Annotated in this window: 11 protein-coding genes; 5 read left to right on the top strand and 6 right to left on the bottom strand. The window is 63.1% G+C overall.

Annotation, left to right across the window (positions count from 1 at the left end; genetic code table 11):
- Window positions 1–121 precede the first annotated feature (121 nt).
- On the top strand, window positions 122–1,822 hold the full coding sequence (locus ABZ728_RS10690; RefSeq protein WP_366656090.1) for a sensor domain-containing diguanylate cyclase: 1,701 nt from the start codon (window positions 122–124) through the stop codon (window positions 1,820–1,822).
- 163 nt (window positions 1,823–1,985) lie between these two features.
- Here the strand turns inward: ABZ728_RS10690 and ABZ728_RS10685 are convergent, their stop codons facing one another.
- From ABZ728_RS10685 to ABZ728_RS10675, 3 genes are all read right to left on the bottom strand, one after another.
- Window positions 1,986–3,299: a cytochrome c gene (locus tag ABZ728_RS10685; protein ID WP_366656089.1), complete on the bottom strand. Its 1,314-nt coding sequence runs from the start codon at window positions 3,297–3,299 to the stop codon at window positions 1,986–1,988.
- A gap of 122 nt (window positions 3,300–3,421) precedes the next feature.
- On the bottom strand, window positions 3,422–5,659 hold the full coding sequence (locus tag ABZ728_RS10680) for a molybdopterin cofactor-binding domain-containing protein (RefSeq protein ID WP_366656088.1): 2,238 nt from the start codon (window positions 5,657–5,659) through the stop codon (window positions 3,422–3,424).
- 2 nt (window positions 5,660–5,661) lie between these two features.
- Complete coding sequence (locus ABZ728_RS10675; protein WP_366656087.1) at window positions 5,662–6,120, bottom strand: (2Fe-2S)-binding protein; 459 nt, start codon at window positions 6,118–6,120, stop codon at window positions 5,662–5,664.
- A 438-nt stretch (window positions 6,121–6,558) separates the two neighbouring features.
- Between ABZ728_RS10675 and ABZ728_RS10670 the strand changes: the two genes are divergently transcribed.
- Together ABZ728_RS10670 and ABZ728_RS10665 are read left to right on the top strand one after the other, a co-directional pair.
- Window positions 6,559–7,167 carry a LemA family protein gene (locus ABZ728_RS10670; protein ID WP_366656086.1) on the top strand — a complete coding sequence of 203 codons (609 nt, stop codon included), beginning with the start codon at window positions 6,559–6,561 and terminating at the stop codon, window positions 7,165–7,167.
- Entirely contained in the window at window positions 7,164–8,324 is a 1,161-nt protein-coding gene (locus ABZ728_RS10665) for a M48 family metalloprotease (RefSeq protein ID WP_366656085.1), read from the top strand. Before ABZ728_RS10670 ends, ABZ728_RS10665 begins: the two co-directional genes overlap by 4 nt.
- 57 nt (window positions 8,325–8,381) lie before the next feature.
- On the opposite strand, the gene ABZ728_RS10660 is transcribed toward ABZ728_RS10665, so the two are convergent.
- Window positions 8,382–9,068: a hypothetical protein gene (locus ABZ728_RS10660; protein WP_366656084.1), complete on the bottom strand. Its 687-nt coding sequence runs from the start codon at window positions 9,066–9,068 to the stop codon at window positions 8,382–8,384.
- A gap of 226 nt (window positions 9,069–9,294) precedes the next feature.
- On the opposite strand from ABZ728_RS10660, the gene ABZ728_RS10655 reads away from it, so the two are divergent.
- Window positions 9,295–10,458 (top strand): aminotransferase, encoded by a 1,164-nt coding sequence (locus ABZ728_RS10655; RefSeq protein WP_366656083.1) that lies wholly within the window; start codon window positions 9,295–9,297, stop codon window positions 10,456–10,458.
- Between the two features lie 6 nt (window positions 10,459–10,464).
- Here ABZ728_RS10655 and ABZ728_RS10650 read toward each other — a convergent pair whose 3' ends face one another.
- A complete protein-coding gene (locus ABZ728_RS10650; protein ID WP_366656082.1) occupies window positions 10,465–11,556 on the bottom strand; it encodes an SO_0444 family Cu/Zn efflux transporter in 1,092 nt (363 codons plus the stop codon).
- Window positions 11,557–11,632: 76 nt separating this feature from the next.
- Between ABZ728_RS10650 and ABZ728_RS10645 the strand changes: the two genes are divergently transcribed.
- On the top strand, window positions 11,633–12,112 hold the full coding sequence (locus ABZ728_RS10645) for a helix-turn-helix domain-containing protein (RefSeq protein ID WP_366656081.1): 480 nt from the start codon (window positions 11,633–11,635) through the stop codon (window positions 12,110–12,112).
- Here ABZ728_RS10645 and ABZ728_RS10640 read toward each other — a convergent pair.
- Complete coding sequence (locus tag ABZ728_RS10640) at window positions 12,109–13,962, bottom strand: ABC transporter ATP-binding protein (protein ID WP_366656080.1); 1,854 nt, start codon at window positions 13,960–13,962, stop codon at window positions 12,109–12,111. The two genes, ABZ728_RS10645 and ABZ728_RS10640, sit on opposite strands and share 4 nt — an antisense overlap.
- Window positions 13,963–14,166: the final 204 nt, after the last annotated feature.

The following is a 14,166-nucleotide window of genomic DNA, read 5'->3' as shown; positions in this document are numbered from 1 at the left end:
AGGATCGCGACTGATACAGCGATAATCATTCGGCATCTAATGTAATGCGGCGAATTTGGATCGAAATTTGATCCGGAATTTATTCTTCCAGTAAGAAAACGCGTTTATGATCCACGCCATCATGTTGGATCGACTTTCATTGCGCGCCCAGATCATCGCCGTCGTCGCCTTTCTTTCGGTGGCGCTGGTCGGTGTTGCCGGAACTGCTGTCGGTGTTGTGGGTACCGACCGACTGCGTGGCATGATCACTCATTCGCTTGAAGGTTCGGCGGCGTCGGTCGCAAACGCTCTGGACCGCAGCATTTTCGAGCGCTACCGCGAAATCGATACCCTTTCCCGGATGGCGCATATCCGCCGCCATGCAGCGGATCCCGACGGTGTGGAGCAACTCCGCGCCGTTTTCGACACCGTACAGTCGGATGAGGACCGTTATGCCTGGATCGGTTTTGCCGACGCCGGGGGAACGATCAGGGCCGGAACCGACGACAGGATGATCGGTTTGTCTGCCGCCGACCGGCCATGGTTTCAGGATGGGTCGCGCCGGCCTCACGCTGGTGATGTCGCGCCGGCACCGCTGCTGGAATCCGCCCAGGAGGATCGGGCTTCGCAATCGTTGTCCAACGGGCGGTTCGTCACGATCGCATTTCCGGTTCGCGACAATGCCGGCGACCTGGTCGGCGTGCTTGCGGCCTATCTCGATTGGGATTTCGCGGACGAGATGCGGCGGACGGTGCTCGCCAACGGTGCGACGCCGGACGATCTGCAGATCATCGTCGTGAACATCGCCGGCGAGGTGATCCTCGGCGTCGAAGGCGTTCCGCGAGAGACGATGTTCACACCGCTGATGCCGCTCTGGGGCCGCGGAATCGTTGAAGGGCAGGGACCCGATGGTGGCCTGTACCTGCATGGCTATGCTCTGGCCAGCGGTTATGACAGCTATCCGGGGCCCGGCTGGTCGGTTGTCGCACGCCGGCCGGTCGATGCGGCCCTGGCGCCTGTTCAGGAAACGCGGGCGGCGATCATTGCCATCGCGGTGCCGGTTGCAGCGGCGGGAATTCTGGGCGTCTGGTTTCTCATTGGCCGTCTGGTGCGGCCGCTGGGACACATTACCGATGTGGCGGAGGATCTGGGCCGCGATCCCCGCAGCGGTCAGATGCCCATGGTCGGCGGCTCACGAGAAGTATCGGGCCTTTCTCTCGCGCTGCGCTCGCTGTTGCGGCGAATCGGCGGGCTGGAATCGGCCCTGGATCAGACTCAGCAGGTCATGGAACAACAGGTCGCCGAAAAAACGCGGCGGATGGCCGACGACATCGCCGCGCTCAGGACGCTGGCCGATTACGATCCTATGCTTCATCGCATGCTCAACCGTCGGGCATTTCTGGAGGCTGCTGGCCCGGTGCTGGAAGACGTTGTTGCCGGACGACGTGATGCCGCCGCGATCGTGTTCGACCTCGACCGTTTCAAGGCGATCAATGACACGCACGGCCATGCCGCCGGTGACGCGGTGCTGCAATCGGTTGCAGAGACCACATTGCGATCAACGCGCAATGCCGATCTGGTCGCGCGATTCGGGGGTGAGGAATTCACGGTCCTGATGCCGAACGCCACGATCAATGACGCGCGGTTGTTGGCAGAGCGCCTGCGCCGGGCCATCGCCTCGGAACCGGTCGCCTATGACGGCGGAAATCTGTTCGTTACCGCCAGTTTCGGCTGCGCGACCATCGTCGCGGCCGACCGCGATGTGCTGGAGGCGCTGGATCGGGCGGACCGGGCGCTGTATCGGGCCAAGGAAGGCGGCAGAAACACCGTGATGGCGGCCTAGGTTTCTGCCAATAGTAGGTCCCGGGAAGCGATCTTGGCCCCCACCGATATCGCTTCCCGGGTCGATCCGCCGCCTGACGACGACTGACGATCACTCAGGAGAATAGCGGTCGGCGTGGGGCGAAGCATTGATATATCTCAATTCGTGGGCCTACACAGCCGTATCACTGGAAATTCCGGCGGCTCTCGGCGATCGCGTCCGATACGTTCTCCCAGGCTGGCTCGTCGGTGAAGTGGTGGCGGATGAAAGCGACCAGATCGCTGATTTCGTCGTCCGGCATCGAGCTGAAGCCCGGCATCGACTTGTTCGGCACGCCATCGGGCGGTTCCACACCGTCGATGATCGCGTTGATCAGGTTGATCGGATCGTCCCCCTGGACCGATGACAGGAGCGCCAGCGGCGCAGTATCCGAGACCGACCGATGGCAATTGGCGCATGAATCGGCGAACCGCTGTTGGCCGCGCCGCAACGGTCCTTCTTCGAGTCGTTCGTCTTCGGGCACGCGGTCGTCAGCAAAGGCACGCGCCTCGGCGTCGGCCAGCAGATCGTCACGCGAAACGTCCGATTCATCGTCCTGGAACGACAGCAGATAGGTGGAAATCGCATAGACGTCGTCTTCCGGCAGCCGAGCCAGACTGTTGACGACCGGTTGCATCGGCCCGTTGGCGATGCCGTAGTCCATGTCCCACCCATCGATCAGGTAATTCACCATGCCGAATTCCGACCAGGGGACGGGTGCGGGCGAGTGCGGTATCAGTGGTGTTGCGTACCAGCCATCGACACGGGCACCGGTGAAGCGGGCGTCTTCGTTGACGGCGCCGAAGTCGTTTCGGGGCGTGTGGCAGGCGCCGCAATGGCCCAGTCCTTCGACCAGATAGGCGCCTCTGTTCCATTCGTCGTCCCGGTCCGGGTCCGGTTCGAACCGGCCTTCGTCGAGATACAGCAGAGTCCATCCCGCCAGCAGAGTTCGGACGTTGAAAGGAAAAGACAGGCCGTTTTCGGGTGTCGCCTGCTCAACGGGTTTCCTGGTCATGAAATAGGCGTAGAGCGCATCGATGTCGTCATCGGTGATGCGGGTGAAATGATCATAGGGAAAAACCGGATAAAGATAGGCACCGTCCCGGCGTATCCCCTGATGCATGGCTCGACGGAAGGCGTCGGCCGACCATCGGCCGATGCCGGTTTCCGGGTCCGGCGTGATATTGGTTGCGTGAACCACGCCGAACGGCGTTTCCATGGGCCGTCCACCGGCATAGGGCTCGGCGCTCGACCGGGTGTGGCAACTGGCGCAGAAGCCGGCCGCGGCCAGGGTTTCCCCGCGATCGATCAATTCGCTGTCAAAGGAAGCTGCGTCCGGTGGATCGATCGCATCAAGACTGTCGTGGCGTTCGGCCCAAAGATAGGCCCCGCCGCCTGCGACGACGAGGGTAGCAGCGAGGACGGCGGCGGTACCAAGGGCGATACGCTTGATTTTCATGGGATCGATCGGTCCGGACTATTACGGGCAGGGTATCGGGCGAACGGGAACCGCCGACAATAAGCCGGCGTGAAACGCGTGTTCACGCCGGCTTGTCAGGGTCGGGAACGGCGCCGGTAGACTTAGCTTCGCAACGCCGATTGCACGGCGCTCGGCGTGAACGGCACGCGCCGCAGCCGGATGCCGATGGCGTCATAGACCGCGTTCGCCACCGCGGCGGCAGCTTGCCCCGTCATGGTTTCGCCGGCGCCGAGATAGGGTTCGCCCGGACGGTTGATCAAAACCGTCTCGACGGTCGGCACTTCAGAGAAGGTCAGGATCGGATAGCTGGCCCAATCATTGGACTGAACCCGCGTATCGTCGAACCGGACCTCTTCCTTCAACGCCCAACTCAGCATCTGGATCAGACCGCCTTCGATCTGGTTGGTCAGGCCGTCGGGATTGACGATCTCACCGGCATCGGCAGCGGTCGCCGCGCGTATGACGCGGATCCGTCCGTTACGCGGGTTGACTTCCACTTCCAGCGCTACGGCCGAAAGCGCGGCGTAGTTCTTGTAACGGGCATAGGCAAAACCGCGCCCATGGTTTTCGCGGCGTTCGAAGCTCGCCCAGCCGAACTTTTCCGCCGCGGCATTCATCACGTCCAGGGCTCGCTGGTCGTCAGTATGCCGAAGTCGGTATTCCAGCGTATCGACGCCTGCATCCACCGCCAGCTCGTCCATAAAGGATTCATCGGCGAAGATGTTGGCGAACGCTCCCAATCCGCGGGTTGACGACACCCTGAGCGGAATTTGAGGCACATAATGATCGGTTACGACATGACCCGGGAAAGAATAGTCAGCGATGGCGTTTCGGGCCGTGTTGTAGTTCGGCGGGCCGCCTGAATTTTCAGGAATGCCGATGTCCTCGAACGGTGGATCGAGATACCGCGCGGGCAGCAGCCGCGCCGGGTTGCCGCTGGGCCGCAGGCCATGAGGTGTCGACCAGACGTCATGCTCGAAATCGAGTACGTTGCCGTCTTCATCGACGCCGGCCCGTGTCTTGATGACCATGGCCGAGCCATAGGGTTCCCAACGATGCTCCTGATCGCGTGTATATTGCAGACGGACAGGCCGGCCCGGGACCTCGCGTGCCAACAGCGCGGCGTCAGCGGCCGCGTCATCGGCCATATTGTGACCATAGCAGCCCGACCCCTGGACATGCTGGCAGCGGACCTTGTCCAGGTCGACGCCCAGCATTCCGGCAATCGCCTCGGCCGTGGCAAATACGCTCTGGCTGTGGGTCTGGATGGTCATGACCTCATCGTCGCCCAGTGTGGCGATCGCCGCCGACGTGCCCAGCGAACCATGCATGTGATAGGGGCGATAATAGGTCGCCTCCATCGTGCGGGCCGCCTCGGGGCCGCCGTTACGCGGTTCGTCCTTGGTCTGCTTGACGATCGCGTCCTGCGCCAGCAGCCAGTCGTAAATGTTGTCGTTGCCCGGCAAATTGGCGGGCACGTTCCATTCGGCCATCTGGTTCAGCATTTCGCCGGCGGAAATGGCCTGTTCTGGCCGCTCTGCGACGACACCGAGGAAACTGCCGTTGCGGACGACGGCAATGACGCCCGGCAACCCTTCGGCAGCTGAGGTGTCGACGTCGACCAGACTGGCGTCATAGGTCGGCGGGCGGACGATATAGCCGTGAACCATACCCTCGGGGCGCAGGTCATGCAGGAATGTCGGCTCACCGGTCATCATGCCCGGGATATCAAGCCGGCCGATCGATTGACCGACGATGGTATGTTGATCGGCCGTCTTGGGCGTTGCGGTTCCGCTGATCTCGCGGTGCAGTTCCTCGCCCGTGATCAGGTCCCAATAGGTCGCTTCTGCGCCATCGGGTCCGGTGACCGTGCCGTCGGAAACCGAGAGTTCCGACGCCGGGACGCCCAGGTTCTGGGATGCGAGTTCGAGCATCACCTGCCGAGCTTCGGCTGCGGCCATGCGCAGTGCGCCGTAACCTGCCGGCATCGAGTTCGAGCCGGCTGTCGTTCCCTGATCGGGTGACAGGAACGTGTCGCCGGAAACAATGTCCAGACGGCCGATATCGACATCGAGTTCGTCCGCCACGATCTGGGCGAAAGCGGTAACGATGCCCTGGCCCAGTTCCACCTTGCCGATCAGCATTCTGACCGTGCCGTCGGCATTGATCTGAATCCAGGAATCCAGCATGGGATTTCCGCGAAGATCGCCATGCAGTTGCGACCCGTCGCTGGCAAGGGCACTGCCGATTTTCAGGCTTACCGGCATGCTGAAAGCGATGCTCAGAAAGCCGCTGGTTTGCAGGAACCGGCGGCGGCTGACGCTAAGGAGTTCATTCATGGTCACGCCTCCTCTGCCGCGCGCAGAACGGCGCGGATGATCCGGTTGTGGGTTCCGCAACGGCACAGGATCTCGTTCAGGCCGGACCTGACTTCGGACTCGCTTGGATTGGGGTTGCGATCGAGGAGCGCCTGGGCCTGGAGCATCGCTCCAGACGTGCAGAAGCCGCATTGCGCGGCCTGTTCCTCGATGAACGCCCGTTGCAGCGGACCGGGTGAGCCGTCGGCCTCGCGCAGGCCGCGCAGGCTGGTCACGCTGCGTCCCGCAGCGGCCGATACCGATACGTCGCAGGACCGGACCGGATCGCCGTCGATCAGAACGGTACAGGACCCGCATTGCGATCGGCCACAGCCGTATTTCGGCCCAATATCATTCAGATCGAAATTGAGGACGTAAAGTAATGGCGATTCATTCGGAACGTCGACATCGACGTCCGTACCATTGAGCATGAAAGCTACCACTGGATTTCCTCCCTTGTCGTCCAACGCCGTCCGTTCACCTGAGAGAAGCGTTGCACCCGTCGATCGCCATATCCCGCATTCGTTGCTTTTGGCTGGGATGATGTTCGTTTGAATGGAAAGTATCTCACCGTCGATCGGCCGGATCAACATTTTTCGAGTCTTTCGATTCGAAGAATATTCGGCGGAAAACGATTTCGCAAACCTCGTTATCCTGCGCAGGCGCGCTTTGCGGAGGCCAGTCAGTATAATGTTTCAATTCTTGAATTTCGGAAACCGGAATCGGCAGGGAATGCCCATGCCGATCCAGCCGCCGGGCGGAACCGCGCTCGGCCGTCCCCGCATCCGTGGCTTCGTGTCTGCCGATTCCCTGTTATAATCGGCAGAACTGCGAGTCGGTCGCCGACTGCATCTTCTGGTATTAAATGGGAGGCCTGAGCTGTGGAACTGCTGATTATTCTGGTGATCGTTGTTGCGGTCGCCGGGTATGGCGTCGTGCTCTACAACCGACTGGTGACGCTCCGGAACACCTATCGCAATGCCTACAAGCAGATCGATGTTGCCCTCAAGCAACGCCACGACATGATCCCGGCATTGGTGGAAACGGTCAAAGGCTATGCCGCGCACGAGAAAGAGACTCTCAATGCGGTGATCGAGGCGCGCAACAGCGCCGAGAACCTCCGCGCCCAGGCATCTCAGTCGGCCCAGTCGTCCGGTCAGAGTCCTGACGGCGAGACCATCGCAAAGCTCAGCCAGGCCGAAGGAACACTGGGCTCCGCACTCGGTCGTTTGTTTGCCTTGTCCGAAGCCTATCCCGACCTCAAAGCCGATCAGACATTCCTCAATCTGATGGAAGAGATTTCGACGATGGAGCAGCGGGTCGCGGCGTCCCGGCGCGGCTATAACAACACGGTTCTGGAATACAACAATACTGTGCAGACCGTGCCCAGCAATTTCATCGCCAACATGTTCGCGTTCAAGACGGCGCAGGAACTGGAATTCGAAGACCGTGACGCGATCCAGCAGATGCCCAAGGTCAGCTTTACATGACCTCAGGCGATCGCAGCCACTATGCGATCCAGCGCGAGGCGCGTCGCCGCAGCAGTCTTTTTGTCGGTGTTTTCTTGCTGGCGACCGCCATAATCGCCGCCATTGTCGGCATGCTGGCGGGCGCGTTGCTCAGCCCGGGGCTGCAAACGGCGTTCGATACCGGTGATCCCGGCCGGATTGCGGCGTCGATCGACTGGGAGATCGTCCTTCTGGCCGGACTGGCGGTGGCGGCTGTCATTGGTGGTACGGCAATTTTTCAGATCATTCGGCTGGGGACGGACGGCGCGACCGTCGCCAAGGCGCTGGGCGCGACCGAAGTGACCGGCGAACATTCGAACTTCATGATCCGGCGCTATGTGAATATCGTGGAGGAAACAGCACTGGCGGCGGCGTTGCCGGTGCCGCGCATCTTTGTTCTGAAGGGCGAAAAAGGCATCAATGCATTCGCGGCAGGGGCAGAGCCGTCGAAGGCGGCCGTGGCTGTGACGCACGGGGCGCTGTCCAGCCTGAACCGGGCGGAACTTTCAGGAGTCGTTGCGCACGAAATGGCTCATATCCGCAGCCGCGACACCGCGTTGAACGTTCGGCTGATGGGGCTGGTTCACGGTCTCGTCGCCCTTTACATCATCGGCCGTATCGCCTTGCGCGGCGGTATGGTCGGCGGGGCCGGCCGCCACCGCCGATCGGGCAACAACAAGGGAGCGGGCGCTATTCTGGCCATCGGCCTGGCGCTGCTGATCCTGGGCGGTCTCGGAATGCTCTTCGGGCGCATGATGCAGGCGGCCGTATCGCGCCAGCGCGAATATCTGGCCGACGCGACGGCGGTCTCATTCACCGGCCATCCCGAGGGTCTGGCGAACGCGCTGAAGAAAATCGGCGCCTTGGGCAAAAGCGGCGCCATTGCGTCGCCCAAGGCCGAGGAAGCCCGCCACATGATGTTCAGCAACGCATCAGCGCGGCTCAGCGGTGGCATGATGTCGACACATCCACCGTTGCTGGACCGCATCCGGGCGCTCGACCCGTCGTTTGACCCGGCCACCGACCCGGTCTGGAATGGCCGCCAGAAGGACATGGTGCGTGAAGCCAGGACCGAAGCGGCCAGTGATGCGGGCGGACCGTGGGGCCTTGCCCGAGGAGGATCGGCCAGCCAGTCATAGCTGCCGCATGGGGCTGCCGCATGGGGCTGCCGTATGGGTGGATGGACAGGCTGTGGGCTATTCAGACGGCCGGAGCAAATATCCCAGTCCGGCCCCGGAGATCACCACCGCCGGGATTTCCGTTGCGGATATGTCGAAATAGGCCAGGCGCTGGGGTTCGTAGCGCCCTGATCGGGCTGCCCGCCAGTCGTAATAATCCGCCAGACGCTCCGCCAGTTCCAGGGTCTGTTCCGAACGCCGTTCGTCGTCTTCGACCTCGCCGCGCCGCTGGCGCAGCAGATAATCGCGCAGTGACCGGTTGACCTCCCGCTGGACATAGGGCTCGTTGCCGCTGTGGAGCCAGGTTCGCTGCACCATGAACGACGCCGTCGCAAAGCGGTCGTCGTCGCCAAGGCGATCGGCGGATTCCGCCAGAGCGACCCAGGCGCCCAACCCGTCGGGCCACAGCCGGCCAGCCTGTTCGAACGCGTCCGCTGCCGCAGCCGTGTCGCCTTCTGCGTCCAGTTCGAGACCCTGTTCATACAAACGTATTGCTTCTTCCAGGCGAAACATATCGTCGGGCAGGGCTTCGCCCCGCCGCTCGGCCTCGAAATAGGACTCATAGCTGCGCTGTTCTTCCGCCGGTTCGTCCTGGCCGGGCCATAGCGCCGCACAGCCGGGCAACATCATCACAACCGCCGCCATCGCGGCCGTTCGGATCGTCGAAAGCGTGCGGAATGGGAAGCGTGTCGTGTGTCCGGTCACAGATCCGTACTCTCTTCCTGGTATGCTGTTTTCCGCAAAAGCCGCATGGCCCGCGAATCGACAGTGCTGGCCAAGGTCATTGCGCGTTGATCAGGCCGGCGTCAAGACCCGCCTGACGGTGGCCTTTACCTGACTGTTGAGACGCTATATTGACGGATGTTCCCGACGGACGGAAGCCTGATGCCGCCGTTCGTCGGATGATAGCGGCCGTGACGGAGGAAATGACGTGAAGCAGGGTAACGCCGTGCTGTCGGGGCTGGGCACGACGGTATTCGAATCGATGTCTCGGCTGGCAGCCGAGCATCGTGCCGTCAATCTCGGCCAGGGTTTCCCCGACGACAAGGGTCCCGAGGACATGCTCCGCATCGCCGCCGATGCGGTCGTTGACGGCTGGAACCAGTATCCATCCATGATGGGCGTGCCCGAATTGCGCCAGGCCGTCGCCCGGCACGAGAATCGCTTCTACGGTCTCGATGTCGATTGGCAGCGCGAGGTCATGGTCACATCCGGCGCGACCGAGGCACTGGCCGGCGCGCTTCTCGCGCTGATCGAGCCCGGCGACGAGGTCATCCTGTTTCAGCCCATGTATGACGCCTATGCCCCGCTGGTTCGCCGGGCGGGCGGCGTACCCCGCTACGTGACGCTGACCCCGCCGGACTGGCGCCTGGATATTGCGGCGGTGAAGGCAGCGGTCGGGCCGGCGACCAAGGCAATTCTGTTCAACAACCCGCTCAATCCGGCGGCACGGGTGTTCGGCGAGCCGGAACTGCGCGATCTGGCAGACCTCGTGGTCGTGAACGATCTTTTCGCCATCTGCGATGAGGTCTACGAGCATATCGTCTTCGACGGCCGCCGCCATATACCGTTGATTACGCTACCGGGCATGCGCGAGCGAACCATCAAGATCGGCTCGGCCGGCAAGACATTCTCGCTGACCGGCTGGAAGGTCGGCTATATTACGGCGGCCCCGGAGCTGCTTTCGATTCTCGCCAAGGCGCACCAGTACCTGACATTTACGACGCCGCCCGGTTTGCAGACAGCCGTGGCGCACGGGCTCGAAAAGGACGATGGCTATTTCGATGGCCTTGCCCAAGAGATGCAGCGTCGCCGGGACCGGCTGACCGAGGGATTGCGCCGGACCGGTTTCACGGTTCTTCCGTGCGAGGGTACCTATTTCGTCAACATCGATCTGTCGGATGCCGCCAGCGTCGACGATGTAACCTATTGCCGCCGAATGACCGAAGAAGCCGGCGTCACCTCCATCCCCGTCAGTGCCTTCTGCCCGGAAAACCCGGTGACGACGGTCGCACGCTTCTGCTTTGCCAAGCAGGATCGGGTTCTGGACGAGGCGGTCGACCGGCTGGCCCGATGGCGCGACAGCATGGGCTGATCTCCGTCAGCCGGCATCGCCGGTCAGGCGCCCCGTATAGGCCACCAATGTTTTCAGCCGGTCGGCGGCCGGGCGCAGGAGCAGGCCCGCAATAATGGCCAGCGATAGCCAGGCGACGGGGGCGGGGATGATCTCGGCCGCCGCGCCGGTCAGTGCCGTGACCTGAAAGCCGGTCATGCCGATCAGCAGATCGACCACCAGCCCGACCGCAATCGAGGTCACGGCAATAGCGGCGACATAGCGAATGACGTCGGCCGTCCCGAACGCTGCTCGCAGGGCTGCGAGTGTGGCGAGGCTCGTCACAGGTCCGGCGATCAGGAAGACGAGTGCCGTGCCCGGCGTCATGCCGCCCACCACCAAAGCGGCGGCGATCGGCGTTGCCGCAGCTGCGCATATGTACATCGGGATGCCGATCACCGCCATAAGCAGCATCGCAGCGACGCCCCCGCCAAGTGCGGCCAGACTTTCCGGCGGTAACAGCGACATGATGGCCGCCGCCACCACCAGTCCCAGGACCACGGCCAGGCCTACATCGTCCATGAAATCGGTTACCGCGTCGCGCAGACCGGCGAACAGGGCGGGCGTGCGACGGTTGTCCGGGCCGTGTTCACCGGTGTCGGCCGCTGATCTGCCGTGCGCTCCGCAGCAGGACCCGCAGGCGGCGGGACCGGTGCTGGCCACAGCCGTCTCCCGGTTTCCGAGCAGTGCCGCGCCGACGGCGACAGCCGTCACGAACGCGCCGACGAGGCGGGCGATTGCCATTGCCGGCCCTAAAAGGACCGAGGTCAGGATAAAGGCGTCGGGCCCGATGCCCGGCGTGGCAACCAGAAATGACGCTGAAGGACCGCGTCCGGCCCCGCGCCGATGCAGTTCCAGCGCAACCGGTATGGCGCCGCACGAGCACAGCGGAAGCGGCAACCCGATAACCGACGCGCGCAGCACTGAACCCATGCTGTTGGTGCCGATATGGCGCGCCACCGTCGACTGGGGAAGCCACGCGCGGATCAGGCCAGCCAGCACCAGACCCAGCAGCAGCCATGGCGCCGTCGCCAGCGCCAGATCGAGGAATGTTTGCAGGAAAGTCGTTACCATGGTCATTGCCGTCACCTTGCGTGTCCGCGGCTCGATCCCAACATGGGACCTCTAGCCACTGGAGGTTCAAGGAGAAATCGCGATGGAGCGGCGGAACGCCATGACCATCGGCGCGGTGGCCAAGGCCACCGGGTGCAATATACGCACGATCCGATACTATGAATCGGTGGGTCTGCTGGCGCCGCCGGAGCGGACGGCAGGCAACCAGCGCGTCTACGATCATGGCCGGGTCGAGCGGCTGGCGTTCATCCGACGGGCGCGCGCCCTGGGGTTTCCGCTGGACGATATCCGCGAATTGCTGGGTCTTTCCGATCAGCCGGACCGGCCCTGCGCATCGATCGATGCCGTCGCGCGGCGCCATGCCGACGCGGTCGCCACGCGGATCGAGCAACTCAGCCGCCTGAAAGCCGAACTGGACCGAATGGTCGCCCACTGCGCGGGCGGCCGCGTGGCCGATTGCCGCATCGTCCGGATGCTGGCTGCTGAGGACTCAACCGGCGCGGACCCGACTGACGCATTGTCGGAAGAGGAGCCGGACGGTTTCGTTCCCGAACGGGCCTAGATTTGTGCGGCTTGCGGCGGCTGGCCGTGGGGTTGGGTATCTCCCGACTGTTCCGCCGTTTGTCCCGTGGTCTGCCCCGTGGTCTGCCCCGTGGTCTGCATCGACCAAAGCCGCGCGTACAGCCCGCCGCGGTTGATGAGTTGCTCGTGGTTGCCGGATTCCGCTACCCGGCCCTCGTCCAGAACATAGATCCGGTCGGCATTGACGATGGTCGATAGCCGGTGGGCGATGACCAGCGTGGTACGGCCTTTGATCAGGCGTTGCAGCGCGTCCTGAACCAGACGCTCGCTTTCGGTATCCAGTGCGGACGTCGCTTCGTCCAGCAACAGGATCGGCGCGTCTTTCAGCATCGCCCGGGCGATCGACAGCCGCTGGCGCTGACCGCCGGACAGCTTGACGCCCTGCTCGCCGACCATGGTTTCGTAACCGTCCGGCATTTCGGCGATGAAATCATGGGCCGCGGCGTTGCGGGCGGCGTCGATGACGGCATCGAGCGGCGCATCGGGCCGGCTATAGGCGATATTGTTGCGGACCGTATCGTCGAACAGCGTCACATCCTGGCTGACGAGCGCGATCTGATCGCGCAGCCATGTCAGTTCCAGATCCCGGAGGTCGGTGCCGTCGAGCGTGATCCGCCCCGCTTCGGCATCGTAGAACCGCGGAATCAGGTTGAGGACCGAGGACTTGCCGGCACCGGACGGTCCGACCAATGCCACGGTGCTGCCCGCCGGTACGGCGATCGACAGGTCGTGCAGGGCCGGAGGGCCGCCGCGATAGCCGAAGGTCACGTTGTCCAGCGCGATATCGCCCCTGACCGTCGCCAGCCGCCGGGCGTCGCCGCGGTCGGTTATGGCCGGATTGGCGTCAATGGTTCGAAAGACGCGGTCGGCGGCGGCCAGACCGTGCTGCAGGACCGTATTCAGATTGGCGAGCCGCTTCAGCGGCTCGTAGGCCAGCAGCAGTGCGGTGATAAAGGCGAAGAGCGATCCGGCGCTGCGCTGGTCGTTGATCACCTGCCAGCCGCCCCAAAGGATGACGCCGACGATGGCCATTCCGCCCAATATTTCCATGATCGGCTGCGTTGCGGCCCGGATTCTCGCTGCCTTTTGCATCAGATTGGCGACTTGCCAGATGACGGCGTTGATGCGGGCGGCCTCGCGATCCTCGGCGTTGTAGGCCTTGACGTGGCGAATACCCTGGAAGATCTGCGACAGTTGCGATGTCAGGACGCCGAAATGGGCGTTGGTTTTGCCGGCCACCTTGCGCATCGACCGTGCCAGCCGCGCGACCGGCAGCAGGGCGACGGGGAAGACGACGGCGGCGATGAGCGCCAGTTGCCAGTCCTGATAGATCATGACACCGGTGAGGGCGATTACCGTCAGCACGTCCCGGCCCATGCCGGTCATCGTTTGCGAGACGGAGGCGTAGAGTTGCTGGACGTCGTGCGTGAATCGAGACACCAGCTTGCCGGACGCCATGTCGTGAAAATCCGTCAGGTCGGCACGGACGAGGCTGGAAAACATGCGGACCTGGAGTTCCGCTATGATCGACCGCCCGACATGATCCATCAGCACCGATTGAGCATAGGCGGCACAGCCTTTGGCAAAGAAGATGGCGAACACACCAATGGCCACCGGCACGAGCATATCTTCGCGGCGGTTGGTGAAGATATCGTCTATGATAGGTTCCATCATCTGCGCCATGCCAGCGGTCGCGGCGGCAACGACGATCATGCAGATCGTGGCGATTGCGATCGCGCCCAGGTGATTGCGAAGATGCTCGTCCACCAATCGGCGCACGAGGGGGATGGATGCCGTCGCGGGCGAACTGCTAAAATCTAGACGTGCCAATCGATGCGTCCGCTTGGGTCCATGGGGACTGGCAACCGCGTCGTCCGCTGGTTCCCGCTATCGGTGTGGATCACGGCGACTTCCGGTTGAATGGCGACTGTGTTTAAGGCTACCGTCGATCAGGCGTACCGATGCCAACGGCGCGTCATGGGATACACCAGGTCGGGTCCGTGAACAATACGGCGCCGCCACCCGAGGGAGAAA

It is taken from the genome of Fodinicurvata sp. EGI_FJ10296 (genome assembly GCF_040712075.1).
In the GTDB taxonomy this organism is placed as follows: Bacteria; Pseudomonadota; Alphaproteobacteria; order DSM-16000; family Inquilinaceae; genus JBFCVL01.
The sequence above is the reverse complement of the archived record's forward strand: the minus strand, read 5'-3'. Positions and strand labels throughout refer to the sequence as shown.